Annotated in this window: 19 protein-coding genes; 11 read left to right on the forward strand and 8 right to left on the reverse strand. The window is 72.7% G+C overall.

What is annotated here, in order from left to right:
* Positions 1–12: 12 nt before the first annotated feature.
* Complete coding sequence (locus tag LCH29_RS09915; protein ID WP_446461339.1) at positions 13–1,674, reverse strand: glycoside hydrolase family 13 protein; 1,662 nt, start codon at positions 1,672–1,674, stop codon at positions 13–15.
* Positions 1,675–1,943: 269 nt separating this feature from the next.
* Here LCH29_RS09915 and LCH29_RS09920 point away from each other — a divergent pair, with 269 nt between their 5' ends.
* Genes LCH29_RS09920 through pulA form a run of 5 tightly spaced genes read left to right on the forward strand, consistent with a single transcriptional unit; the run spans position 1,944 to position 9,129 of the window.
* The gene (locus tag LCH29_RS09920; RefSeq protein WP_446461340.1) at positions 1,944–3,221 is read left to right on the forward strand and encodes an extracellular solute-binding protein; all 1,278 of its coding nucleotides are present in this window, start codon (positions 1,944–1,946) and stop codon (positions 3,219–3,221) included.
* An 11-nt stretch (positions 3,222–3,232) separates the two neighbouring features.
* Positions 3,233–4,189, forward strand: a complete 957-nt coding sequence (locus tag LCH29_RS09925) for a carbohydrate ABC transporter permease (RefSeq protein ID WP_446461341.1) — start codon at positions 3,233–3,235, stop codon at positions 4,187–4,189.
* On the forward strand, positions 4,186–5,025 hold the full coding sequence (locus LCH29_RS09930) for a sugar ABC transporter permease (protein WP_446461342.1): 840 nt from the start codon (positions 4,186–4,188) through the stop codon (positions 5,023–5,025). Before LCH29_RS09925 ends, LCH29_RS09930 begins: the two co-directional genes overlap by 4 nt.
* A 43-nt stretch (positions 5,026–5,068) precedes the next feature.
* Positions 5,069–6,475: an alpha-amylase gene (locus LCH29_RS09935; protein ID WP_446461343.1), complete on the forward strand. Its 1,407-nt coding sequence runs from the start codon at positions 5,069–5,071 to the stop codon at positions 6,473–6,475.
* A complete protein-coding gene (gene pulA / locus LCH29_RS09940) occupies positions 6,472–9,129 on the forward strand; it encodes a pullulanase-type alpha-1,6-glucosidase (RefSeq protein WP_446461344.1) in 2,658 nt (885 codons plus the stop codon). The genes LCH29_RS09935 and pulA overlap by 4 nt, the downstream gene beginning before the upstream one ends.
* Here the strand turns inward: pulA and LCH29_RS09945 are convergent.
* From LCH29_RS09945 to LCH29_RS09960, 4 genes are all read right to left on the reverse strand, one after another.
* Positions 9,126–11,090 (reverse strand): hypothetical protein, encoded by a 1,965-nt coding sequence (locus LCH29_RS09945; RefSeq protein WP_446461345.1) that lies wholly within the window; start codon positions 11,088–11,090, stop codon positions 9,126–9,128. The genes pulA and LCH29_RS09945 overlap by 4 nt on opposite strands.
* A 90-nt stretch (positions 11,091–11,180) precedes the next feature.
* The gene (locus LCH29_RS09950; protein WP_446461346.1) at positions 11,181–14,327 is read right to left on the reverse strand and encodes an alpha-N-acetylglucosaminidase; all 3,147 of its coding nucleotides are present in this window, start codon (positions 14,325–14,327) and stop codon (positions 11,181–11,183) included.
* 102 nt (positions 14,328–14,429) lie between these two features.
* Positions 14,430–15,098, reverse strand: a complete 669-nt coding sequence (locus tag LCH29_RS09955; RefSeq protein WP_179933848.1) for a LuxR C-terminal-related transcriptional regulator — start codon at positions 15,096–15,098, stop codon at positions 14,430–14,432.
* Positions 15,099–15,183: 85 nt separating this feature from the next.
* Positions 15,184–16,458 (reverse strand): sensor histidine kinase, encoded by a 1,275-nt coding sequence (locus LCH29_RS09960; protein ID WP_446461347.1) that lies wholly within the window; start codon positions 16,456–16,458, stop codon positions 15,184–15,186.
* Positions 16,459–16,716: 258 nt separating this feature from the next.
* Between LCH29_RS09960 and LCH29_RS09965 the strand changes: the two genes are divergently transcribed.
* On the forward strand, positions 16,717–18,912 hold the full coding sequence (locus LCH29_RS09965; RefSeq protein WP_446461348.1) for an MMPL family transporter: 2,196 nt from the start codon (positions 16,717–16,719) through the stop codon (positions 18,910–18,912).
* Positions 18,913–18,978: 66 nt separating this feature from the next.
* Here the strand turns inward: LCH29_RS09965 and LCH29_RS09970 are convergent, their stop codons facing one another.
* Together LCH29_RS09970 and LCH29_RS09975 are read right to left on the reverse strand one after the other, a co-directional pair.
* Positions 18,979–19,566: a winged helix-turn-helix domain-containing protein gene (locus LCH29_RS09970; protein ID WP_446461349.1), complete on the reverse strand. Its 588-nt coding sequence runs from the start codon at positions 19,564–19,566 to the stop codon at positions 18,979–18,981.
* Positions 19,567–19,695: 129 nt separating this feature from the next.
* On the reverse strand, positions 19,696–19,827 hold the full coding sequence (locus LCH29_RS09975) for a hypothetical protein (protein ID WP_257231808.1): 132 nt from the start codon (positions 19,825–19,827) through the stop codon (positions 19,696–19,698).
* A gap of 100 nt (positions 19,828–19,927) precedes the next feature.
* Here LCH29_RS09975 and LCH29_RS09980 point away from each other — a divergent pair, with 100 nt between their 5' ends.
* Both LCH29_RS09980 and LCH29_RS09985 read left to right on the forward strand, forming a co-directional pair.
* Entirely contained in the window at positions 19,928–20,305 is a 378-nt protein-coding gene (locus tag LCH29_RS09980) for a 5-carboxymethyl-2-hydroxymuconate Delta-isomerase (RefSeq protein ID WP_446461350.1), read from the forward strand.
* 160 nt (positions 20,306–20,465) lie between these two features.
* On the forward strand, positions 20,466–20,909 hold the full coding sequence (locus tag LCH29_RS09985; RefSeq protein WP_446461351.1) for an SPW repeat protein: 444 nt from the start codon (positions 20,466–20,468) through the stop codon (positions 20,907–20,909).
* A gap of 98 nt (positions 20,910–21,007) precedes the next feature.
* Here LCH29_RS09985 and LCH29_RS09990 read toward each other — a convergent pair whose 3' ends face one another.
* Positions 21,008–21,739, reverse strand: a complete 732-nt coding sequence (locus tag LCH29_RS09990) for a DUF2848 domain-containing protein (RefSeq protein WP_446461352.1) — start codon at positions 21,737–21,739, stop codon at positions 21,008–21,010.
* Positions 21,740–21,863: 124 nt separating this feature from the next.
* Between LCH29_RS09990 and LCH29_RS09995 the strand changes: the two genes are divergently transcribed.
* From LCH29_RS09995 to LCH29_RS10005, 3 genes are all read left to right on the forward strand, one after another.
* Positions 21,864–23,219 carry an MFS transporter gene (locus LCH29_RS09995; protein WP_446461353.1) on the forward strand — a complete coding sequence of 452 codons (1,356 nt, stop codon included), beginning with the start codon at positions 21,864–21,866 and terminating at the stop codon, positions 23,217–23,219.
* 89 nt (positions 23,220–23,308) lie between these two features.
* The gene (locus tag LCH29_RS10000) at positions 23,309–24,115 is read left to right on the forward strand and encodes a carbon-nitrogen hydrolase family protein (protein ID WP_446461354.1); all 807 of its coding nucleotides are present in this window, start codon (positions 23,309–23,311) and stop codon (positions 24,113–24,115) included.
* Positions 24,112–24,477 carry a cupin domain-containing protein gene (locus LCH29_RS10005; RefSeq protein ID WP_446461355.1) on the forward strand — a complete coding sequence of 122 codons (366 nt, stop codon included), beginning with the start codon at positions 24,112–24,114 and terminating at the stop codon, positions 24,475–24,477. The genes LCH29_RS10000 and LCH29_RS10005 overlap by 4 nt, the downstream gene beginning before the upstream one ends.
* The last annotated feature ends 6 nt before the right edge of the window (positions 24,478–24,483 follow it).

The raw sequence follows: 24,483 nt of genomic DNA on the forward strand, positions 1-24,483 counted from the left end.
ACCGGTCGCATGTCAGATTGCCCACCACACGCAGGATTCGGCGGGAATGCGCACCGTACCGGCGTCGTACGCCAGCGGCGCGGAGGACAGCAGCGCGCGCCCCGGCAGCGGCAGCCGGACCTCCTCCCCCAGGGTGTTGAGCGTGCAGACGAGGCCCGGGCGCGACAGCGCGAGCACCCCCGCCGGGGCGTTGAGCCAGCTCATCGGCCCGTCGCCCAGACCCGGCAGCTCCCGGCGCAGCGCGAGCGCGGCGCGGTACAGCTCCAGGGTGGATTCCGGGTCGCCGGTCTGCGCCTCTACGGACGTGTCGCCCCAGCCGTCGGGCTGCGGCAGCCAGCTGCCGCCGGGCCCGAAGCCGTACGACGGGCCCGAGCGCGACCAGGGGAGCGGCACCCGGCAGCCGTCGCGCCGGCCCTCCTGACCGTCCTGGCCGTCCTGTCCGTCGGCGGAGGTACGGAAGAACGCGGGGTCCTGGCGGGCCTCGTCCGGCAGGTCGACGACCTCGGGGAGGCCCAGCTCCTCGCCCTGGTACAGATACGCCGAACCCGGCAGCGCCAGGGTGAGCAGGGCCGCGGCCCGGGCCCGCCGCAGCCCCTGCCCGGGGCCGTCGTCGGCGTACCGGGTGGTGTGCCGGACCACGTCGTGGTTGGAGAGCACCCAGGTGGTGGGGGCGCCGACCGAGGCGGTGGCGGCCAGCGACTCGTCGATCACCTCGCGCATCGCGGCCGCGTCCCACGGGCACTTGAGGAACTGGAAGTTGAACGCCTGGTGCAGCTCGTCCGGGCGTACGTACAGGGCGAGCCGCTCGGCGCTGGGTGCCCAGGCCTCGGCGACGCCGATCCGCATCCCCGGGTAGGAGTCCAGCAGCCGCCGCCAGCCGCGGTGGATCTCGTGCACCCCGTCCTGGTCGAAGAACGGCAGCACCTGCGAGCCGATCAGCTTGGCCTGTTCGGTGCGGCCGATGTCGGGCAGCCCCGGGGCCTTGACCATGCCGTGGGCGACGTCGATGCGGAATCCGTCCACGCCCAGGTCCAGCCAGAAGCGCAGTACGGAGTCGAACTCCTCGCGGACCTCCGGACAGTCCCAGTTGAGGTCGGGCTGCTCGGGCGCGAACAGGTGGAGGTACCACTCGCCCGGGGTGCCGTCCGGTCCCGTGGTGCGGGTCCAGGCCGGGCCGCCGAAGACGGACTCCCAGTCGTTCGGCGGCAGTTCGCCCCCCGCGCCCCGGCCGGGACGGAAGTGGTACCGCTCGCGGGCCGCCCCCCGAGGCCGGTCCGCGAGCGCGTCGAGGAACCACGGATGGCGGTCCGAGGTGTGGTTCGGGACGACGTCGACGATCACCCGCAGCCCCAGCTCATGGGCGGTGCGCACCAGGTCGTCGGCGTCCTGGAGGGTGCCGAAGAGCGGATCGACGGCGCGGTAGTCCGCCACGTCGTAGCCCCCGTCGGCCTGCGGCGAGGCGTAGAACGGCGTCAGCCAGACGGCGTCCACCCCGAGCCGGGCGAGGTGCGGCAGCCGCTCGCGCGCGCCGCGCAGATCCCCGATGCCGTCGCCGTCGCTGTCGGCGAAGGACCGGACGTACACCTGGTAGATGACGGCGTCCCGCCACCAGGCGGTCCCCTCGGGGGATCGCGCCGGCCCGGCCTGGAGGGAGGTCGTGAGCTCCTGGGTCATGCCGGTGAACGTAACAGCTCTGCAATGTCTTGCGGAAGAGCTTGCAGGGGTGGGGGGCGCCCAAAGGGCGCACTACGGGGTCGTATGGCGCCCTGTCAAGCGCCTGGGCGGCTACCGCGGGGACACGCGGGAGTAACGATCCGGTCCGCTTGCAGAAAACCACCGCAAGTTTTTTCCGGGGGTCTTTCCGGCGCTCCGCGGCGCTGTTACGTTCCTGCGCAATCCGGCGGCCGCCATGGCGCCGCCGGTCGGCTCGGGGAGGGGTTCAGATGCGACATGGCATTGCGGCCACCGCGCTCGTCGCGGTCATCGCGCTCACGGGGACCGCGTGCGGCGGCGGCGACGGGGACGGCGGCGGAAAGGGATCCGACGGCAAGATCTCCGGCACCGTGACCTACTGGGACACCTCGAACGAGGCCGAGAAGGGCACGTACGAGCAGCTCGCGCGCGGCTTCCAGAAGAAGTACCCGGACGTGAAGGTGAACTACGTCAACGTCCCGTTCGGCGAGGCGCTGGCCAAGTTCAAGAACGCCGCCGGTTCCGGCGGCTCCGGCGCGCCCGACGTGCTGCGCGCCGAGGTGGCCTGGACCCAGGACCTCGCCAACATCGGCTACCTCGCCAAGCTGGACGGCACCTCCGCCCTCGCCGACCGGTCCGACTATCTGCCCAAGGCGGCCGCCGGGACGAAGTTCAAGGGCGCGACGTACGGCGTACCGCAGGTCATCGACACCCTCGGCCTCTTCTACAACAAGAAGATGCTGAAGGAGGCCGGGGTGGCGCCGCCCACCAGCTGGGCCGGGCTGAAGGCCGCCGCGAAGAAGATCAAGCAGAAGACCGGGAAGACCGGGCTCTATCTGCGCGGCGACGACGCCTACTGGTATCTGCCCTTCCTCTACGGCGAGGGCGGCGATCTGCTCGACACCGGCGCGAAGAAGGTCACCGTCGACGACGCGCCCGGCGTCAGGGCGTTCGCAACCGCCCGGGACCTGGTCGCCTCCGGCGCGGCGCAGACCGACGCCACCGACGGCTGGGACACCATGCAGCACGCCATCAAGAACGGCGACGTGGCGATGACCCTCAACGGGCCGTGGGCGATCGAGGACACCCTGGCGGGCAAGGCGTTCAAGGACCCGTCCAACCTCGGCGTGGTCCCCGTCCCCGCCGGCAGCGGCGGCCGGGGCGCCCCGCAGGGCGGCCACAACCTCACCGTCTACGCGGGCTCGAAGAACCTCGACGCCTCCTACGCCTTCGCCCGCTACATGAGCTCGGCCGAGGTGCAGGCGAAGACCACCGAGAAGCTGAGCCTGCTGCCCACCCGCACCTCCGTCTACCGGAACGAGACCGTCGCGGCCAACGCCAATGTGAAGTTCTTCAAGGCCGCCGTCGACAAGGCCGTCGAGCGCCCGTGGATCCCCGAGGGCAACAGCCTCTTCCAGGCGATCCTGGTCCAGTTGCCGAACGTGCTCGCCGGCAGGACGTCGCCGAAGGAGGCCGCCGGGGCGGTCGGGGACGCCTACCGGAAGCTCCTCAAGGGCGACTGGAAGTAGGGCCGGTGACGATGGCTGCCGACACCGTCAGCACGGCGAAACCGCCCGGCCGCATCCGCACCGCGCTGGCCCGCCACTGGTACGCCTGGGCCATGGTCGCGCCCGTCGTGATCGTCCTCGGCCTGATCATCGGCTATCCGCTGGGCCGGGGCGTCTACCTCTCGCTCACGGACGCCGACGAGACCAACGTCGAGCGCACCATCGGGATCAACCACCTCCCCGCCACCTACCGCTTCACCGGCCTCGACAACCTCACCGCGGTCCTGAAGGACGAGGTCTTCCTGGACCGGCTCCTGTGGACCGTCACCTGGACCGTCTCCTGCGTCGCCGTCACCTTCTGCCTCGGCCTCGGCCTCGCCGTGCTGCTGAACCGCCGGTTCGCCGGGCGCGCCGTCTACCGCTCGCTGCTGATCCTGCCCTGGGCGGTGCCCGCCTTCGTCTCCGTCTTCGCCTGGCGGCTGCTCTACAACGAGCGGAACGGCATCCTCAACAAGATCCTCGACGGCGGCGGCATCGACGCCGTGCCCTGGCTGAACGACCCCACCCTGGCCAAGGTCTCGGTGATCGCCGTCAACGTCTGGATCGGGGTGCCGTTCATGCTGGTCGCCCTGCTCGGCGGGCTCCAGTCCATCCCCGGCGAGCGGTACGAGGCCGCCGAGATGGACGGCGCGAGCCCCTGGCAGCGGTTCCGCCACATCACCCTGCCCGGGCTGCGGCCGGTCTCCTCCACCGTGGTCCTGCTCTCCACCATCTGGACCTTCAACATGTTCCCGGTGATCTACCTGCTCACCCGCGGCGGGCCCGGTGACACCACGGAGATCCTGGTGACGTACGCGTACCGGATCTCCTTCGTCAACAGTCCGCGCGACTACGCGGCCGCCTCCGCCTGGGGCGTCTTCATCCTGCTCATCCTCATGCTCTTCGCGGTGGTCTACCGCCGCGCACTCCGCAAGCAGGGAGAGGAGTGACCGCCGTGCGCGACCGGCGACGCGGCCCGCTCGCCTCGATCGGGCTGCACACGACCCTGATCCTCGCCTCGGCCGTCGCGGTCTTCCCGCCGCTGTGGCTGCTGGTGACCTCGTTGAAGCCCAAGGGCGAGGCGTTCAGCACCGATGTGATCAAGGACCCCACGCTGGGGAACTACAGCCATGTGCTGGGCGATACGGAGTTCCCGACCTGGTTCGGCAACTCACTGCTGGTCGTCGGCTGCACGACCGTGCTGGGTGTGTTCATCGCGGCCACCACCGGCTACGCCGTCAGCCGCTTCCGCTTCCCCGGCATGCGGCCGCTGATGTGGCTGCTGCTGGTCACCCAGATGTTCCCGGTGGCGATCCTCATCGTGCCGCTCTACACCATCATGTCGACGCTCGGCTGGCTCAACCAGCCGGTCTCGCTCATCGTCACCTATCTGACGGTGGCCGTGCCGTTCTGCGCGTGGATGATGAAGGGCTACTTCGACACCATCCCGGCCGAGATCGACGAGTCGGGCCGGGTCGACGGGCTGAACCCTTTCGGCGCCTTCTGGCGGCTGGTCGTCCCGCTCGCCAAGCCGGGCATCGCGGTCACCGCCTTCTACACGTTCATCACCGCATGGGCCGAAGTCGCCTACGCGTCCGCCTTCATGACGGGCGAGGAGAACCTGACGCTCGCCGCGGGCCTCCAGACCTTCGTCAACCAGTACACGTCCGACTGGGGCGCGATGACCGCAGCCGCCGTCATGATCGCCGTCCCGGCGGCGCTGGTGTTCGCCTGGGTGCAGCGCCATCTGGTGGCGGGGCTGACGGCGGGCGCGACCAAGTCATGACGAGCCTCCCCCCACGGTACGAGACTCCCCCCACGGAGGAACGATGACCGGCATCCGTACGTCCCTCGCCACCGTGCTCGCCCTCGCGGCGGGCGCGACGGCGCTCGTCGCCGCGTCCCCGCGGACCGCGCAGGCGGCACCGCCCGGAACCAAGGACGTCACCGCCGAACTCTTCGAGTGGACGTACGCCTCCGTCGCCAAGGAGTGCACCGGCACCCTGGGCCCCGCCGGATACGGCTACGTCGAGGTGTCCCCGGCCACCGAGCACATCCAGGGCGGCCAGTGGTGGACGTCCTACCAGCCCGTCAGCTACCAGATCGCCGGGCGGCTGGGTGACCGCACCGCCTTCAAGAACATGGTCGACACCTGTCACGCGGCGGGCGTCGAGGTCGTCGCCGACGCCGTCATCAACCACATGGCCGCCGGATCCGGCTCCGGTACCGGCGGCTCCTCGTACACCAAGTACACCTACCCCGGGATCTACCAGCCCCAGGACATGGACGACTGCACCTCGCAGATCAGCAACTACCAGGACCGCTGGAACGTGCAGCACTGCGAGCTGGTGGGCCTCGCGGACCTGGACACCGGTGAGCCGTACGTCCGGACCCGGCTCGCGCAGTACCTGAACGACCTGCTCTCGCTCGGTGTGGACGGCTTCCGCGTCGACGCCGCCAAGCACATCCCGGCGGACGACCTGGCCGCCGTCAAGAGCCAGTTGAGCGACCCCGGCGTCTCCTGGAAGCAGGAGGTCATCCACGGCGAGGGCGAGGCGGTCTCCCCGACGGAGTATCTGCGCAACGGCGATGTGCAGGAGTTCCGCTACGGCCGTGACCTCAAGCGGGTGTTCCAGGACGAGAAGCTGGCGTATCTGAAGAACTTCGGCGAGGGCTGGGGCTATATGCCGGGCGGCCAGTCCGGTGTCTTCGTCGACAACTGGGACACCGAGCGCAACGGCTCCACCCTCAGCTACAAGAACGGCGCCGACTACACCCTGGCCAACGTCTTCATGCTGGCCTGGCCCTATGGCTCCCCGGACGTCCACTCCGGCTACGAGTTCAGCGACAACGACGCCGGTCCGCCGGGCGGGGGCACGGTGCGCGCCTGCTACCAGGACGGCTGGAAGTGCCAGCACAAGTGGCCCGAGATCATGAGCATGGTCGCCCTCCGCAACACGGCCCGGGGCACGTCGGTGACGGACTGGTGGGACAACGGCAACGACGCCGTCGCCTTCGGACGGGGCGACAAGGCGTACGTGGCCATCAACCACGAAAGCGGCTCCCTGACCCGGACCTTCCAGACCTCGCTCCCGGCGGGCGGCTACTGCGACGTACAGCGCGGCACGTCCGTCACCGTCGACTCCTCGGGCCGCTTCGCCGCCACCCTGGGCGCGAACACGGCGGTGGCGCTGCACGTGGGCGCGCGTGACTGCGGATCGGCCGACGCCTCGTGAAACCTCTCCGCATCGCCGCCGCGCTCGCCACCCTGGCGCTGGGCGCGGCGGCCCTGCCCTCCGTGTCGGGGACCGCCCGGGCCGCGGCGCCCGCCGCCGAGGCGCAGGCCCCCGCCACCGCAGAGGCGCAGTGGATCGACCGCGCCACCGTCGTCTGGAAGGTCGAGCACACCGCCGCGACCGCCGAGGAGCTGCGCTCCGCGGACGGCCGCACCCTGCGGCTGACCCCGGCCTCCCTGACCGACGCCCAGAAGGCCGCCTACCCCCACCTGGCCGACCGCCCGGCCTTTTCCCTCGACCCGCGCGACCGCGACAAGGCCGCCACGGCGCTGCGCGGGCCCCTCGCCGCCGTGCAGCGCGCGGCCGACGACCGCGACCACGTGCTGCACCGCACCGGGGTGCAGATCCCCGGCGTCCTGGACGACCTCTACGCGGACCGGGCCCGCCGGGCCCGGCTCGGCCCGGTCTTCCACGGGGCCCGCCCCACCCTGTCCGTGTGGGCGCCGACCGCCCGGAGCGTCTCGCTCGACCTGGACGGGCGCACCGTCGCCATGCGGCGGGACGCCCGCAGCGGGGTGTGGAGCGTGACCGGCACCTCCGACTGGCGGGACAAGCCCTATCGCTACCGGGTCCGGGTCTGGGCGCCGAGCGTCGGGAGAACCGTCACCAACGAGGTCACCGACCCCTACGCGACCGCCCTGACCGCCGACTCCGCCCGCAGCCTGGTCACCGACCTGGCCGATCCCCGGCTCGCCCCCGCCGGGTGGGACTCGCTGAAGAAGCCCAGGGCCGTCCCCTTGCGCGACGCCCGCATCCAGGAGCTCCAGATCCGCGACTTCTCCATCGCGGACCGCACCAGCGCCCACCCCGGCCAGTACCTCGCCTTCACCGACCAGGACTCGGACGGGATGCGGCACCTGCGGCGGCTGGCCCGCTCCGGCACCTCGTACGTCCACCTCCTGCCCGCCTTCGACTTCGGCACCGTCCCGGAGCGGCGGTCCGACCAGACCCGGCCCGGCTGCGATCTGGCCGCCCTGCCCGCCGACTCCGACCAGCAGCAGAAGTGCGTGGCCGCGACCGCCGACAGGGACGGCTACAACTGGGGCTACGACCCGCTGCACCCCACCGTGCCGGAGGGGTCCTACGCGAGCGACCCGGACGGCCCGGGGCGCACCCGCGAGTTCCGGCGGATGGTGCAGGGCCTGGCCCGGGCGGGGCTGCGCACCGTGATGGACGTGGTCTACAACCACACCGTGGCCGCCGGACAGGACGACGCGTCGGTCCTCGACCGGATCGTGCCCGGCTACTACCAGCGGCTGCTGGACGACGGCAGCGTGGCCACCTCCACCTGCTGCCCCGGCACCGCGCCCGAGCACGCGATGATGGGCAAGCTCGTGGTGGACTCCCTCGTCACCTGGGCCAAGCAGTACAAGGTCGACGGTTTCCGGTTCGACCTCATGGGCCACCACCCCAAGGCCAACATCCTGGCCGTACGCAAGGCCCTCGACGCGCTGACCCCCGCCGAGGACGGGGTGGACGGAAAGTCGATCATCCTCTACGGCGAGGGCTGGAACTTCGGCGAGGTGGCCGACGACGCCCGCTTCGTCCAGGCCACCCAGCGCCACATGGCCGGCACCGGCATCGCCACCTTCAGCGACCGGGCGCGGGACGCGGTGCGCGGCGGCGGGCCGTTCGACGAGGACCCCCGCGTCCAGGGCTTCGCCTCGGGCCTCTTCACCGACCCCAACGGCTCACCCGCGGGCGGCACCCCCGACGAACAGCGGGCCCGGCTGCTGCACGCCCAGGACCTGATCAAGGTCGGGCTCTCCGGCAACCTCGCCGACTACACCTTCACCGACACCGGCGGACGCCGGGTCAAGGGCTCCGAGGTCGACTACAACGGCTCCCCGGCCGGGTACGCCGCCGCCCCCGGCGACGCGCTCGCCTACGCCGACGCCCACGACAACGAGACCCTCTACGACGCGCTCGCCTACAAGCTGCCCGCCACCACCCCGGCCGCCGACCGGGCCCGGGCGCAGGTCCTGGCCCTGGCCACCGCCGCCCTCTCCCAGGGCCCGGCACTCAGCCAGGCCGGCACCGACCTGCTGCGCTCCAAGTCGCTGGACCGCAACTCCTACGACAGCGGCGACTGGTTCAACGCCCTTCACTGGGCCTGCGAGGACGGCAACGGCTTCGGCCGGGGACTGCCCCCGGCGGCGGACAACCAGTCCAAGTGGCCTTACGCCACACCGCTGTTGACCAACCCGTCCGCACGCCCCGGCTGCCCCGAGATCACGGGCGCCTCGGGGGCCTACCGGGATCTGCTGCGGATCCGCACGACCGAGAAGGCGTTCAGCCAGGCCACGGCGGAAGGGGTGCAGGACGCGCTGTCCTTCCCGCTGTCCGGCACCGGGGAGACACCGGGGGTCATCACCATGCGGCTCGACCGGCTCGTCGTGGTCTTCAACGCCACCCCGTCCCGGCAGTCGCAAACCGTCCCCGCCCTGGCCGGGACGCCGTACGGCCTCCACCCGGTCCAGGCGCACGGCTCCGACGCGACGGTGAAGACGTCCACGTACGAGCGCGCGACCGGCACCTTCACCGTGCCCGGCCGCACGGTCGCCGTCTACGCGGCCGAAGCCACCGGACGCTAACGCAGGGAGCTCAGGTGGCCGCCGTTCCTCAGGCGGCCCTTGAGGGTGGCGTGGGCGCCGGGCTTGGCGGGCACGGTCAGGGCGCGGTGGTAGGACCGGCCCCGGACGCCGCCGCTCGCCACGATCCCGGTGACCTGGCGGCTGCCCGCGGCCAGCAGGAACCAGCGGCCGGACCGCGCCTTCCACAGCACGCCCGCCAGGACGCGCGGTGCGCGCGGCCCGCAGGCGGGGGAGCCGTCCGCCGTGGCGGCGACCATGCCCCCCGCGCCCCGGCGCGTGGTCCACGGCTGGAACTGGGCCAGCACCCGGCTGCCCGCGCCCCGCCAGGTCTCGGCCCGGGTGCACAGCCACGCCGCCCGGCCGCCCCGCTCGGGCAGCCGCTGGACCCCGAACCGCCAGATGTTGACCGACCGGACCCCGCGCCCCGCCATCAGCGGCAGCCGGCAGGCCGTCCGCTCCCAGCTCAGCAGGGCGTCCCGGCCCGCCACGTCGCCCGGTCCGCCGCGCGACGTGGCGCCGGGGTCGCCGTACGTCAGCCGGGCCGGGGCCAGCTCGCCCAGGTCCGCCACCAGCCGCGGGCCGAACTGCACCGCGGGCCAGCCCCGGCACGGGCGCAGCCGCGGCACGGTGCGCACCGGGTCGGTCACCCCATCGGTGGTCAGCCGGACCGGGCGCGGCCGCCCGGCGGGCCGCAGCAGGTCCCGTACGGAGGCCCGGCGCACCCAGGGGGCGGTCAGAAAGCGGACGTTGCCGTCGGTGCGGCCCAGCACCAGCGCGGTCGAGGCGGCCGCGTCCGCCGCGTCGAGGCGGGCGAGGTCGAGCGCCACCGTGCCGCCCTCGCCGTCGCTCGCCTCCGCGTACCGGGCGATCCGCAGCCCGTCGTACAGCAGCACCACCACGGCCTGGTCCACCACGCCCGCGTACAGCAGCTGCGGCGGCCCGGACGGCGGCCCCGACTGCGTGCCCGCCGTCGTCGACACCCGCACCGAACGCCCCGGCCGCGCCCAGACCGCCAGCGCGCGGCGCAGCAGCGCGCTGTCGCCGAGCCGGTCGCCGCGGGCGGGCCAGGACGAGAAGTCCGCGCGGGTCGCGGTGCGCCACGCGAAGGGCTCGGCGCGCGTCAACCGCTCCGGGTCCAGGGCCCGTTCGGAGGACGGGTTACGGGCGTACGACGGCGCCGCCGCACCGCCGGGCCCCCAGCCCTCGCCCGGCATCCCCAGCAGCGACCCGCACACCAGCAGCGCCACCACCGCCACCAGCAGCGCCCGCAGATGCTGGCGGCGGCGCATCAGATCGGTGGGGCGCGCCTGGAGCGAACACGGGTCGAACTCGGCCGACTCCAGCAGCGAACCGTCGTCCCGGCTGCCCGCGGGCTCCGGCACCTCGTCCGCCTCGTCGAGCGCGTCCAGCGCGTCGTCCCCGTCCACCCCAGCGGCCTGGAGCAGCGCCCGCACCTCGCGGTCCTCCATCCGCTCCAGCTCGCGCAGCACGTACGCGGCCCGGCCGGGGCCCGACAGCTCGGACAGCGCCGTGTCCAGGGCGAGTTCATCGGCCCCGCCGGACCGGGGGAACAGCCGCAGCCCCCACACCAGGGGCAGCGGCGCCGACAGCATCCACGGGCGCCGCGGCCGCGCGGCCCGCAGCGCGGAGCGCAGCACGCGCAGCCGCACATAGGCGTACCCCGCGTCGCCCGCCGTCCCCTTGGTGCCGCGCTGCCACGGCAGCTCGACCTCCTGGGCCTCGGGCCTGGCCTGGTTGCGCGGCAGGGCGCGCTGCGCCAGCGCGTGCGCGGCCAGGACGCGCCGGGTGCGGCCCATGCCGGGCGGCAGGATGAGGTACGCGAGCCGCACCAGCCGCGGATAGTGCTCGACGATGGCGGCCTCGGCCTGCTCGACGTCGATCGGGCCCGCGGTGTCGTCGATGTCGTCGTCGGGGGTGGCTGTCGCCTGCTGCTGCTCCACGTGGCGTAAACGAGCGGCGGCAGGGGGAGGTCACAAACCGGGCGACTCCGCCCCCGCGCGCGGGGACGGAGCCACCTTCAGTCAGGCGCCTCAGCTCACGCGCCAGCCGCTGAACTCGACCGTGCCGCGTGCCCCGCTGCCGCCGTTCGCCGCGCTCATGAACAGCCCGGCGTCCTGCGCGGCCGCGGCGCCCGGCACGGTCACCGTCGCCACCTTGCGCCAGGTCGCGCCGTCGTCGGTCGACAGCTCGCCGGTGTACGAGGTGGCGGACGCGCGGGTCAGCCGCAGCAGCACCGGCGCCTTCACGCCCGTGATCCGCTGGTAGGTGTCGAGCGTGCCGTCGCCGTTCGAGTCGTACGACAGCACGACGCCGTTGGCGGGCGTGACCGACAGGTTCAGGAACCCGGGCGAGCCCGCCGTGCCCAGCGCGTTGCGGACGGCGATCCCGGCGCGGGCCCAGGGCCCGGTGGCGGCCTGCGCGTCCACCTTCACCGTCACCGCCCCGCCGGACCGCAGCGCGCCCGCCCGGTACGCCGCGCCGAACTCCGCGGTGGCCTTCCACAGGTCCTGGCCCGCCCCGTCGATCGCGAACCGCTCGCCCAGCTGCCCGAAGGCCGCACCGTTGTTGGTGACGGTCTTCCAGCCGTCGGCCAGGGGGCCCGCCACCCACAGGGTGCCGGTGTGCACCGCCCGCACCCGGTCCTCGCCGCGCGGCCCGTACCGCACGGCGAGTTCGTAGGGATACGGCTTCAGCGGATCCTCCAGCGGCCCGTCGGGCGCGGTGGCCCGCCAGCGGACCTCGCCGCTGCCCGCCGCGGGCACCGACGGCAGCGAGGTGGGGCCCTGCGGCGCGGGGTCGAGTCCGGTCACGGACAGGTCGAAGTCGACGCGGCCGGTGGCCCGCAGCCCGTTGACGTTGCGCAGCGTCGCGGTGATGACCCCGGCGCCGCCCGGCGGCAGCGTCCCCGGCTCCGTGGCGACGGCCAGCGTCCCCTGGTACGGGGCCTTGGCCAGCGCCTCGTGCACCCGGCTCGCGGTGCGCCACGCGTCCGCCACCGGCCGGACCGGATAGCTCTTGCGCTCCCGCGTCCACGGTTCCTCGACCGTGTACCAGTCGAACGTGCGCGGCGCGCGGCCCTCGGCGAGCGCGTCCTCCAGCTCGTCCAGGTAGGTCTGCCACTGCGGCAGGTGGAAGTCGCCGATGAGGCCGTGCCAGTCGCGGTTGGCGTAGTTCGCGAGCTTGCCGGGGTCGGCGGCGCCCCGGTCCGCCCAGGTGGTGATCAGGGCGCGCGCGGCGAACTCCAGCTGTGCGGACTCCTCCGCGCCCGAGGCCATCCGCTTGGCGTCCTCCAGCCAGGGGCCCAGCAGCAGGAGCCGGTGGGTGCCGGTGATGTCGTCGCTCAGCCGCATCAGCTTGAGCCACAGCCGGGACAGCGCCCGGAAGGTGTCCAGGTCCCCTCGCGCGTACGCGTCCGCGAGCTGCGGAATCAGCTGCCAGGAGCGGTTGGCGAGCGCCTGCCGGGCGGTGTCGGCGAGGTCGTAGCGGTACGCGTCGCTGTCGCGCAGCCCGGCCCGCACCCCCAGCAGCGCCGCCAGGGCCGCGTCGAAGCGGGCGGGGTCGAAGGCGGGGGTGTGGGTGGCGTAGTAGGTGCCGGAGCGGGCGGTGAGGGAGGGCCGGGCGGCGAAGACCGAGTCGTGGGGGCGGCCGTCCTTGCTGCTGATCTGGTACGCGGTGTCGCGCAGCGCCGCGAACGCCTCCCGCGCCTTGGCGTCCCGCGCGCCGTAGCGGATGTCGGCGTAGTCACGGAACCACGCGTCCCGGTCCACCGCCGTATCCCGCCACGCCAGCTCGCTGAACAGCTCGTACGCCGCCGGATCGCGCTCGACCGCCTCCGGCATGTACGCCGTGCCGACCAGCTTGCTGCCGGGCTTGTCCCGCCAGACGGTGAACCGCTCGGTCCACATGTGGGTCTTGGCGCCGATGGTCGTACGGCCGCCGAAGTTGGGGATCGTGCCGAACGCGTACGGCACCGAACCCCAGTCCTTCTCGCGGTCGGTGATGGTGTCCAGGTCCGACAGACCGTCCACGACCAGCATGTGGTCGTGGTCGACCGCGTCCAGCAGATCGCGCCGGGGGTTGGCCTGCCAGCCCAGGATCACCCAGATGGCGCCGGGGCGGGCCCTCTGGAGCGCCTTCTCGACGGCGCGCGCGGCGTCCGGTACGGAGACGTCACCGGCGTTGCCGCCCTCGTGCAGCAGGTCCATCTTGAACAGGTCGCACGCGCCGAACAGTTCGTGCTGGTGGCGGTAGAAGGCCGCGGCCACCTCGTGGAACGCGTCGGTGCGCGGGTCGAGCCAGTCGGGCCGCCGGAGCCCGTTCCAGTCGCCCTGCGGCACGGTGTGCGCCCCCGGGTTGCGGTCGGCGAAGCCGTCGGGGACGGTGCCGAAGTAGCCGGGGAAGACGGGCCGCATGCCCAGCTCCCGCAGCCGGTCGGCGATGCGCCGCCCCAGGTCGGCCCGCTTCTCCAGCAGCGCCGTGGACACCGGGCCGCCGTACTCGCTCATGTTCTGCATCAGGAACCACGGCTGGTGGGCCGGGGTGGGCAGCCAGGCGCGCAGCTCCGCGTCCGTATAGCCGAAGTCCTGGAGCAGCCGGTGGTAGACGACCTCCTGGCCCGCGGTGACCAGCAGCTCGTTGCTGCCGTGCAGGGCCGCGACGTCGATCAGGTGCTCCCAGCGGTCCCAGTCGGCGAACGGGGCGGTGTAGCCGTCGTGGGTGTCGTTGAACGCGAAGCGGTGCGGCAGCGCGGTCGACCGCTGCACGGTGGCGCCCGGCGCGGGCAGCCTCTTCGGCAGCTCCAGCTGATCGCCCGCCCAGGTGATCTGGGCGTGGCAGGTGTACTTGAGGTACCAGTGGACGCCGGTGAGCAGCACCGCGGGGCTCGTCCCGGCCACGGTGATGCGCCCCGCCGACCCGGTGACCTCGAACCGCTCCTTCTTCCCCTCGCCCCCGGGCAGCGCCACCAGCCGGAACTGCTCGGCGTGGTCGGGGAGCAGCCGCCGCAGCGCGGCGCGCGCGGGGGCGGTGGAGAAGGCGGTCACGGCGGTGTCCTGTGCGGTGGTGTCCTGTGGTGGCCGTGGCGTGTGGGCCAGCGCGGGGGAGTGGGCGCCTAACGCGGCCCCGGCCCCGAGTGCTCCGGCGGTTCCGATCAGCGTGCGTCTGCTCAGGTCGCTCATGCGCCCCCCAACGGACAACGGCCAACGGTTGTGGTGCGCAGGGCACTTAACCAGCGATATGGGGCGGGAGCAATGGGGCGCGCGCGCCGGGGGAAGGCCCCGTTATCGCCCGTTCGTCTCGGCCCGCCCCCGGTCCAGGTACGCCAGCACGGCCAGCACCCGCCGGTTGTCGTCGTCGGACTGCGGCAGCCCGAGCTTCCCGAAGATGTTGGAGGTGTGCTTGGCGACGGCCCGCTCGGTCACCACCAGCTGCGCGGCGATCGCCGCGTTCGACCGGCCCTGCGCCATCAGCTCCATCACCTCGCGCTCCCGCGGCGTCAGATGCCCCATCGGCCGGTCCTGCGAGCGCCGGGTCAGCAGCTGCGAGATGACCTGCGGGTCCATCGCCGTACCGCCCTCGGCGACCCGCCGCACCGCGTCGATGAACTGGTCCGCGTCGAAGACCCGGTCCTTGAGCAGATAGCCGATGCCGCCGCTCCCGTCGGCCAGCAGCTCGCGCGCGTACAGCTGCTCCACGTGCTGCGACAGCACCAGCACCGGCAGCCCCGGCCGCTCCCGCCGCGCCGCCAGCGCGCACTGGAGGCCCTCGTCGCTGAACGACGGGGGCAGCCGCACGTCCACCACCGCGACGTCGGGCTTCAGCTCCGCCAGCGCCCGCGTCAGCTCCGGCCCGCTCTCGACGGCGGCCGCGATCTCGAAATCGTAGGCCTCCAGCATCCGTACCAACCCGTCCCTGAGCAGGAACAGATCCTCGGCAACGACTACGCGCACGGCGGGCTCCATGACGTCATCGGGCCCGGAACGGCACTCCGGGCCGAATGCGTCGAATGTACCGCCGCAGGGTCGCCGTTGGTGCTCAGACCGTCGGTCGCGGGGCGACCGGGGTGCAGGGGATCTCCATCGTCACCATGGTGGGGCCGCCGGGCGGGCTGCTGACGGCGAGGATGCCGTCGAAGGTGCCCAGCCGCCGTTCGACGCCGCTGAGGCCGCCGCCCTGCGCGATGCGGGCGCCGCCGTTGCCGTTGTCGGTGACCGCGATGCGCAGCATCCCGGCCTCGTGGTGGATGTCGAGCCACATGCGCGCGGCGCCGGAGTGCTTGGCCGCGTTGGTGAGGACCTCGCTGATGGCGAAGTACGCGGCCGCCTCGACCGGTTCCGCGAACCGGCCCGGAACCTCCACCTCGACCTCCACCGGGATCGTCATCCGCAGGGCGAGGGCGCGCACCGCGTCGCCCAGGCCGCGCTCGGCCAGGACCGGCGGGTGGATGCCGCGGACCAGGTCGCGCAGTTCGGCCAGCGCCTCGGCGGAGTTGGTGCGGGCCGCGGCGAGGAGTTCCTTGGCCTTGGCCGGGTCCTTCTCGACGAGCGCCTCGATGGTGCCCAGGCTCATGCCCATGGCGACGAGCCGGGCCTGCGCGCCGTCGTGCAGATCGCGCTCGATGCGGCGCAGCTCGGCGGCGGAGGTGTCCACCGCGTCGGTCCGGGTCTCGGTGAGCCGTTCGACACGGGCGGCGAGGGTCATCTGCGGGGTGGGGGCGAGGAAGGCGCGGGCCAGGAGGAAGTGGGTGCGCAGCAGCAGGGGCGAGACGGACAGGCCCAGCGCGATGAGGCCGAGGCCGGTCAGGGCGGCGAGGTTCGCGGTGCCCTGCGAGGTCACGGGGACGAACGCGTACCAGTAGGTGCCGCCCGCGTCGACGATCGGTTCCCAGACCCCGGCGGCGAGCACCGAGCCCTCGACCCCGTACGGCGGGAAGACGAACACCAGCAGCGCGATCACGTACCCGGCGGTCATGTCGACCTGGAGCCAGAGCAGGTCGCGCCAGGTCGCCGGGTCCTTCAGCAGGAAGGTGCACAGCTCCACCTGACCGGTGATCCCGGAGCGCCGGTCGTCGGGAAGCGGGCGGTACGGCATCCGGATCTGGACGCCGGACCACTTCGCCGCCAGTAACCGGCGCTGATTGGCGTGCCGCCGCAGCACGCCCACCATCGCCGGGGTGGTGAAGACCCCCAGGCCCAGCGGGATGAAGGCGATGGACAGGACGGTCAGTACGGAGACGACGATCGACATCAGCGCGAGAACGGATACCCCGAGCCCCTGTACACAGGCCGACAGTCTCTTGCGGACCTTCATCCCACGCCCTCCAGGGTTTTTCAGCTGTGCGGTGCGGCTTCCTGCCCCTCCGATGTCCTCAGTCTGCTGGACGCCGCATGATCGGTCACGGGGGCCGCGCCCCGCCCGGGGGTACACCTAACACCACCCCCCGCCCTCGCCCTATGGCTCGGGGATTCGGGGGTTGCCCGGCTGGGGCGGGAACGCGCCGTTTTCTAGCGTCTAGGACATGACCGATCCGGTCCGTATTCCGTACACATCCCCAGTGGGAGAGACGCCATGAGCACAACGAGGCGAGGCCTGGCCGTGCGGCTCGGCGGGTGGAGCACCCGCCACCGCAAGTCCGCGATCATCGGATGGCTGCTGTTCGTGGTGGTCGTCGCCGTCGTCGGTGGCATGTCCGGCTCCCGGCAGATGACCAATTCCGAGAACGGCGCGGGCGACTCCGCTCGCGCCCAGAAGGTTCTCGAGGACGCCGGGCTCAGCACCCCGGCCGGCGAGATGGTGATGCTGCGCAGCACGGACCCGGACGGCTGGCGGGCCGCGGCCCGCGACCTGACCGCCCGGCTGGAGAAGACCGGCGAGACCGCGCGGATCCAGCCGCCGGTGCGCTCGGCCAGTGGCCGTGAGGGGCTGGTCGCCTTCCAGCTGAAGGGCGATCCGGACACCGCGGGGGAGCGGGTGAAGCCGGTCCTGGACGCGGTGGCGGCGACCGAGTCCGCCCACCGCGGGATCACCGCACATGAGTTCGGCGACGCGACCGCGCAGCACGAGCTGGACGGGATGCTGAAGAACGACTTCAAGAAGGCCGAGTTCACGGCCGTCCCCCTGGCGCTGGGCATCCTGCTGGTGGTCTTCGGGGCGCTGGTCGCGGCCCTGCTGCCGGTGCTGCTCGGGGTGACCGCCTGCATCGGCACCTTCGGGCTGCTGGCCCTGGTCAGCCACCAGCTGCCGCTGTACGACTCCACCAACTCGGTGATGTTCCTGGTCGGGCTGGCCGTCGGCGTCGACTACTGCCTGTTCTACCTGCGGCGCGAGCGGGACGAGCGGGCCGCGGGGCGGGATGCGGAGACCGCGCTGCGCATCGCGGCGGAGACCAGCGGCCGGGCGGTGCTGGTCTCGGGGATCACGGTCATGCTGGCGATGTCGGGCATGTTCCTGTCCGGGCTGATGCTCTTCCAGGGCTTCGCGGTCGCCACCCTGCTGGTCGTCCTGATGGCCATGCTGGGCTCGGTGACGGTTCTGCCCGCCACGCTGTCCTGGCTCGGCGACCGGGTCGACAAGGGCCGGGTGCCGCTGCTCAACCGCCGCCGCGACAAGGGCGCCCACGCGAGCGGCGGCATCTCCGGCACGCTCATGAAGCCCGTCCTGGCCAGGCCCAAGCTGTTCGCCGCCGTCTCGGCCGCCCTGCTGCTGGTGATGTGCGCCCCCGCGCTCGGGATGAAGACCGAAAACCTCGGCATGGAGGACCAGTTCGGCTCGGACGCGCCGCTGACGGTGGCGTACAAGGAGATCACCGGAGCGTTCCCGGGCGGCCCGGCCCCGGCCGAGGTGGTGGTGCGGGCCGACGACATCTCCTCGCCCCGCTTCGGCGCGGCCGTCACCGACTTCAAGCGGCAGCTGGCCGACTCCGGCCGGTTCGGCAAGGCCGTCGAGGTCGAGCTGCACGCCGAACAGGGGGTGGCCCGTATCGAGGTGCCGCTCGCGGGGAACGGCGAGAACGCGACGTCACAGCGGGCGCTGGACACCCTGCGCGACGACCTGGTGCCGGACGTCCTCGGCCCGGTCTCCGACGAGGCGTACGTGGGCGGCGAACTCGCCGAGAACCGCGACTTCACCGATCAGCTGAAGACCGACATCGCACCGGTCTTCGTCTTCATCGCCGCGGTCACCTTCCTGCTGATGCTGGTGTGCTTCCGCTCGCTGCCGATCGCGATCGTGTCGATCCTGCTCAACCTGCTGTCGGTGGGCGCGGCGTACGGCACCATGACCGCCGTCTTCCAGCACGGCTGGGGCGCGGAGCTGCTGGGCATGGAACCGGCCGGGGCGATCGAGTCGTGGATGCCGCTGTTCGTCCTCGTCATCCTCTTCGGGCTGTCGATGGACTACCACGTCTTCGTGGTCTCGCGGATCCGTGAGGCCCACGACCGGGGCCTGACGACGCGCGAGGCGATCCGCGAGGGCATCCGGACGACGGCGGGCTCCGTCACCGGGGCGGCCACCATCATGGTCGCGGTGTTCTCGGTGCTGGCGCTGCTGCGGATGCAGGACATGCAGCAGATGGGCGTCGGGCTCGCGGTCGCGGTGCTGGTGGACGCCACCCTCGTACGGATGCTGCTGCTGCCCTCGGCGATGGCGCTGCTGGGCGAGCGCACCTGGTATCTGCCGCGCGCGCTGCGGTGGCTGCCGAACGTCAGCCATGGCGAGGCTCCGGCCCCCGCGGAGTCCCGCCCGCTGGTGGGCGCCGATCGCTGAGGAGCGGCGCCCCCGGGGGAGCGCCGTACGGGCCGAGTCGCGGCCCGTACGGCGCTCCTCGCCGACTTACGCGCTCGGCACGTACTTGTAGCCCACGCGCCGGACCGTCACGATCGACCCGCGGTGCTCCGCGCCCAACTTGCGGCGCAGCCGGGCGACATGGACGTCCACGGTCCGGCCGTCGCCGACGTGTCCGTACCCCCACACCGTCGTCACCAGCTGATCGCGGGTGTGCACCCGGTGCGGACGGGCGACGAGATGGGCCAGCAGCTCGAACTCCAGGTACGTGAGGTCGAGCGGACGCCCCGCAACCTGCACGGTCCGCTGCTCCGGGTCGATCCGCACCGGGCCGTCGTCGGTGGGGAGCGGTGCGGCGGGTGCCGGTGCGGCGGGTGCGGTCCCCTGGCGCTCCTGCTGGTCGGCCGGGACGAGCACCAGGTAGCCGATCATCGGCGGCTGTCCGGGGAGGGCGGGGACGGTGTGCGGGGGAGCGGGCAGCCAGGTGGCGCCCGGGTGGAGCAAGTCGTCGACGGGGGGCACCTCGCCGCGGGCGACGGCTCGTAGCCGCTGCCGGCCGGCGAGCGGGGGCCGCCCGGGCGCCGTGGCGGCGGGGGAGGCGGACGCGGAGGCGGAGAGGGTACGGACGTTCGTCATGGGAGTCAGCTCTTTCGCGCTAGGGGCGTCGGTGGACGTCATGCGCGCGGGCTGGGCCGAAGGGGGCCCGGAACGGGGAAAGTGCGCCCCTGGACCGGGCAGGACGCTGAGCGGCCGGGTGGGGCGGCGTCAGCAGCCGAGCGAGCGGGCCCGCGCAACGGATGCGCGGCAACACTCGCGGTCGAAGTGGTGCGCCTGCCGGGACGGCCAGAACGGCTCCAGGTCGAGACGACCCGTCGCGGCGTTGATGAGGCTGACCATGCCCCCTATTGAAGCAGAACAACGGCCCGCGGCGCTCGGGCCCCGGGCAGGGTGCGACGATGCCCACTCCACCTCGCACTCCCGATGAGGAGCCCCGCGCATGCCGCACATCGTCGTCGAATACTCCGACACCCTGACCGACGCCTTCGACCGCCAGGGCTTCGGCACCGCCCTGCACCCGGTCGTCGCCAAGACCATCGACACCGCGGTGGCCGGGTGCAAGACCCGGTTCCGCCGGGTCGAGGAGGCCGTCATCGCCGACGGGGCGCCCCACCTGGCCATGATCCACATCGAGGTGGCGATCCTGTCCGGCCGGGACGCCGGGACCAAGGCGGAGCTGTCCCGTGCCGTGCTGGACGTCGCACGCGCCCATGTGGCGCCGGTGCCGGGGCTGACCGTGCAGACCACCGTGAACATCACCGACCTGGACCGCGCCTGGTACGCGAAGCACGAGGAGGCCACCCCGCAGTCCTCTTAGGCACCCCGGGCACCCCGGACACCCCGGGCACCCCGGGCACCCCGAGTAGCGGAGCCAATCCGACATCTACCTATAAAGCGAGGCGAGGCGCACAATGGTGGTGCGGCGGTATTGCCGTACTGCGCGGTCAGACTTGCATGGAACGAAGGAGGCGAGTCGTATGGCCGACGTCTCACGTACCCGAGGTGATCTCAAGGGCCACCCCGACGTGTCCGAGATGCGTGAGCGCTTCGCTCGCATGATGGAGGCGCGGGATGTTGTCTTCCTCGACGGACCGGTGCTGCTTGCCGGTCTGTACTTCGCCATCTCCCCCTGGGTGGTGCACTTCTCGAGCACCAGCCCCGACCTCATGGTCAACAACGTCATCCTCGGCCTGGCCATCGCCCTGCTGGGCATCGGCCTCACGTCGGCGCCGAGGAGGATGTACAGCCTGTGCTGGGCCATGTCCGCGATCGGTGTATGGATGATCATTTCTCCCTGGGTCGTTGCCAGGGGGCCGGATGCCGGAATGATCTGGAACAACGTGCTCATCGGCGCTCTCACCTGCCTGTTCGGCCTGATCGCCGCCGGTGTGGTGATGCGGAAGGGACGGGAGACGACCTGACCGAGAGCTGAACGACACGGAATCAGACGCTACGAGCCACAACGGACCGGGCCGACGGCCTGGTCCGTTGTCGCTCGTTGTCGTTCGTAGCGGGTGCGTCAGCCGATCGGCTCCGGCAGCGGGACCACGTCGTAGGCGCACTCGATGAGGTCGCCGGTGGCCGGATCGCCCAGCTCCACCCGCCAGCGGTCGGCGAACTGGTCGACACCCTCCGTCATCGGGATCGTGCCGGAGATCAGCACCGTGCCCGGCACCAGGCCGCCGCGCTCGCGCAGCACCTCGACCCAGTACGCGGGCGGCAGCAGCTCGGCCAGGGTGCCGCTCTGCACCTCGGTCTCCGTGCCGTCATGGGTGACCCAGGCCCGCAGGGTCAGTTCGTCCAGCCGTGCCTCCACATCCGCCAGGCGCCAGGCGCGGGCGGCGAGCACATCGGGGCCCGCGTTCTTGCTCCAGGCCACGCCGTGCACCTCCAGCTCCCGGTCGGTGTGGTCGCAGGCGGCGGTGAGCAGCAGCTCCCCGCCCTCGGCCACGACCAGCGCCCATTCCGCCTCGCCCGAGGTGCGGCCGTGCTGGGCGCTGACCCGGCCGGTCTGCTGGGCGAGGTAGGGGGAGATGGGGTAGAGGGCGGGGGTCACGCTGGGCGCGGGGACGCCCAGCTCGGCCAGTTCGGCGACATGGGCGGCCACGTCCTCCTGGCTGCGTCCGGCGTAGCCCGCGTTGAGCACCTGGACGACCTCCACCCGCCGGGTGGAGCCGTCGGGAAGTTCGAAGATCAGGGCGGGCCGGGGGGACTGCGGGGGCTGCGTCGGCTGCATCGGCTGCGTCGTCATGGGGGTGGGCACTCCATATCGCGAGGAACTTCCCTCAGGGGGGTTGCGCATACGCTTGGTATACAACAAGTATGCCGGAAGCCGTGCATCACGCAACCACCCCGCACCATCCCGAGGACGGACCATGCAGCGCACCTCCAAGGCCGCACCAGAACCCCGGGCCGACGGACCCGCGGTCCGCCGCGCCTTCGTCGCCAGCCTCACCGGCACCGCCCTGGAGTGGTACGACTTCGCCGTCTACTCCGCCGCCGCGGCGCTGGTCTTCGGCGATCTCTTCTTCCCCTCCAAGGACCCGTTCACCGGCACCCTCCTGGCGTTCTCCACCTACGCCGTCGGCTATGTCTCCCGCCCGCTGGGCGGCTTCGTCTTCGGGCGGCTCGGAGACGTCATCGGCCGGAAGAAGGTGCTCATCGCGACCCTGGTGCTCATCGGCGTCGCGACCCTGCTGATCGGGCTGCTGCCCACCTACGCCACCGTCGGCGTCGCCGCCCCCGCCGCCCTGGTGCTGCTGCGCTTCGCCCAGGGCGTCGGCGTCGGCGGCGAGTGGGGCGGCGCGGTGCTGCTGTCCAGCGAGTACGGCGATCCCAAGCGGCGCGGCTTCTTCGCCTCGGCCGCCCAGGTCGGACCCCCGGCGGGCAATCTGCTCGCCAACGGGGTGCTCGCGGGGCTGGGCGCCACGCTGACGGACGACCAGTTCCTGTCCTGGGGCTGGCGGGTGGCGTTCCTGCTCTCCGGTGTGCTGGTGGTGTTCGGGCTGTGGATCCGCGCCAAGCTGGAGGAGACCCCGGTCTTCAAGGCGATGGAGGCCGCGCAGGACCGCTCCGAGGCGCCGGTGCGCGAGGTGTTCGCCGACCAGCCGCGGGCGCTGACCGCGGCGATCCTCTGCCGGATCGCCCCCGACGTGCTGTACGCGATGTTCACCGTCTTCGTGCTCACCTACGCCACCGGGGAGCTGGGCATGTCGCGCGGCTCCGCGCTGACCGCCGTCCTCATCGGCTCCTCCCTCCAGATCTTCCTGATCCCGCTCGCCGGGGCGCTCTCCGACCGCGTCAACCGGCGGTGGCTGTACGGGGTCTCCGCCGTCGCCGCGGGCGTCTGGCCGTTCCTCTTCTTCCCGCTGGTCGCGGGCGGCAGCTGGGCGCTGCTCACCCTCGGCGTCGTCGGCGCGCTGGTGATCCACTCGCTGATGTACGGGCCCCAGGCGGCCTTCATCGCCGAGCAGTTCTCCCCGCGGCTGCGCTACACCGGCTCCTCCCTCGCGTACACCCTGGCCGGGGTCGTCGGCGGCGCGGTCGCGCCGCTGCTGTTCACGACGCTGCTCGGGACGTACCACGCCTGGCAGCCGCTGGCGCTCTACATCGCGCTCACGGCGGTCGTCACGGTCGCCGGGCTGTGGCTGGGCCGGGACGCCGCCCCCGCCGAGGACGAGGAGCCGGACGCGGTGGCCGCACCGCGGCAGTCGTCCGCCGCGACCCGCTGACGCACCCCCCGGGACGGGCAGCCATGGCCCGCCCGGGGCATCATCGCCACGTCACCCACCGCGCCGACCAGGGAAGGGCAACCCACCCCATGCGCATCGCACTGAGCCAGATCACCACCGGCCCGGATCCGAAGGAGAACCTCGCCACCCTGCGCGAGCAGGCCCTGCGCGCGGCGGCGGACGGTGCCCGGATCGTCGTCTTCCCGGAGGCCGCCATGGCGTGCTTCGGGACCAAGCTGGGCCCGCTCGCCGAACCGCTCGACGGCCCCTGGGCCACCGAGGTCCGGCGGATCGCGCGGGACGCCGGGCTCGTCGTCGTGGCGGGCATGTTCACCCCGGCCCCCGACGGGCGGGTCACCAACACCCTGCTGGCCACCGGCCTGGGCGTCGAGGCCGCGTACGACAAGATCCATCTGTACGACGCCTTCGGCTTCGCCGAGTCCAAGACCGTGGCCCCCGGCTCGGAGGTGGTGACCTTCGAGCTGGACGGCGTCCGGATCGGCCTCGCCACCTGCTACGACGTACGGTTCCCCGAGCTGTTCAGGGCGCACGCCGACGCGGGCGCGGTGCTGTCGCTGCTGCCCGCCTCCTGGGGCGCGGGTCCCGGCAAGCGCGAGCAGTGGGAGCTGCTGACCCGGGCGCGGGCGCTGGACGCCACCGTATGGCTGGCCGCCGTGGGCCAGGCCGACCCGGCGGCGAGCGGCGCCGGGGTGCCGTCGACGAGCGCCCCCACCGGCATCGGCTACAGCGCCCTCGTCGGCCCCGACGGGACCGTACGCGAGCGGCTGGAGGCGGCGCCGGGGCTGCTGGTGGCGGACGTCGCCACCGAGGAGGTCGCCGCGGTGCGCCGCACGGTGTCCGTCCTGGCCAACCGCAAGCTGGGCACCGGCGCATGAGCGGGCGGGACAAGCCCGAGCTGGAATTCCACCGTCCCTCGGGCGCCTGGCAGGTGCCCGAGGGCGCGGCCCCGGGCGTCCGGGAGCAGACCCTCGCCGCGGACGGGAGCGGTGCGCACCGCACGGCGCTCGTCCGGTGGGAGCCGGGCACGGACACCTCGGGGTCCGGAGTCGTCCGCCACGACTTCTGGGAGGAGGTCTACCTGCTCGAGGGCGACATGCGCGACCTGACGCTGGGGCGGACCTTCTCGCGGGGCGACTACGCATGCCGCCCGCCGGGCATGCCCCACGGGCCGTGGATCTCCGACCACGGGGTGACGATGCTGGTGATCACCTACCCGGGGGCCCCGGCCGGGGCATGAGGCGGC

Source organism: Streptomyces sp. BRA346 (assembly GCF_052851135.1).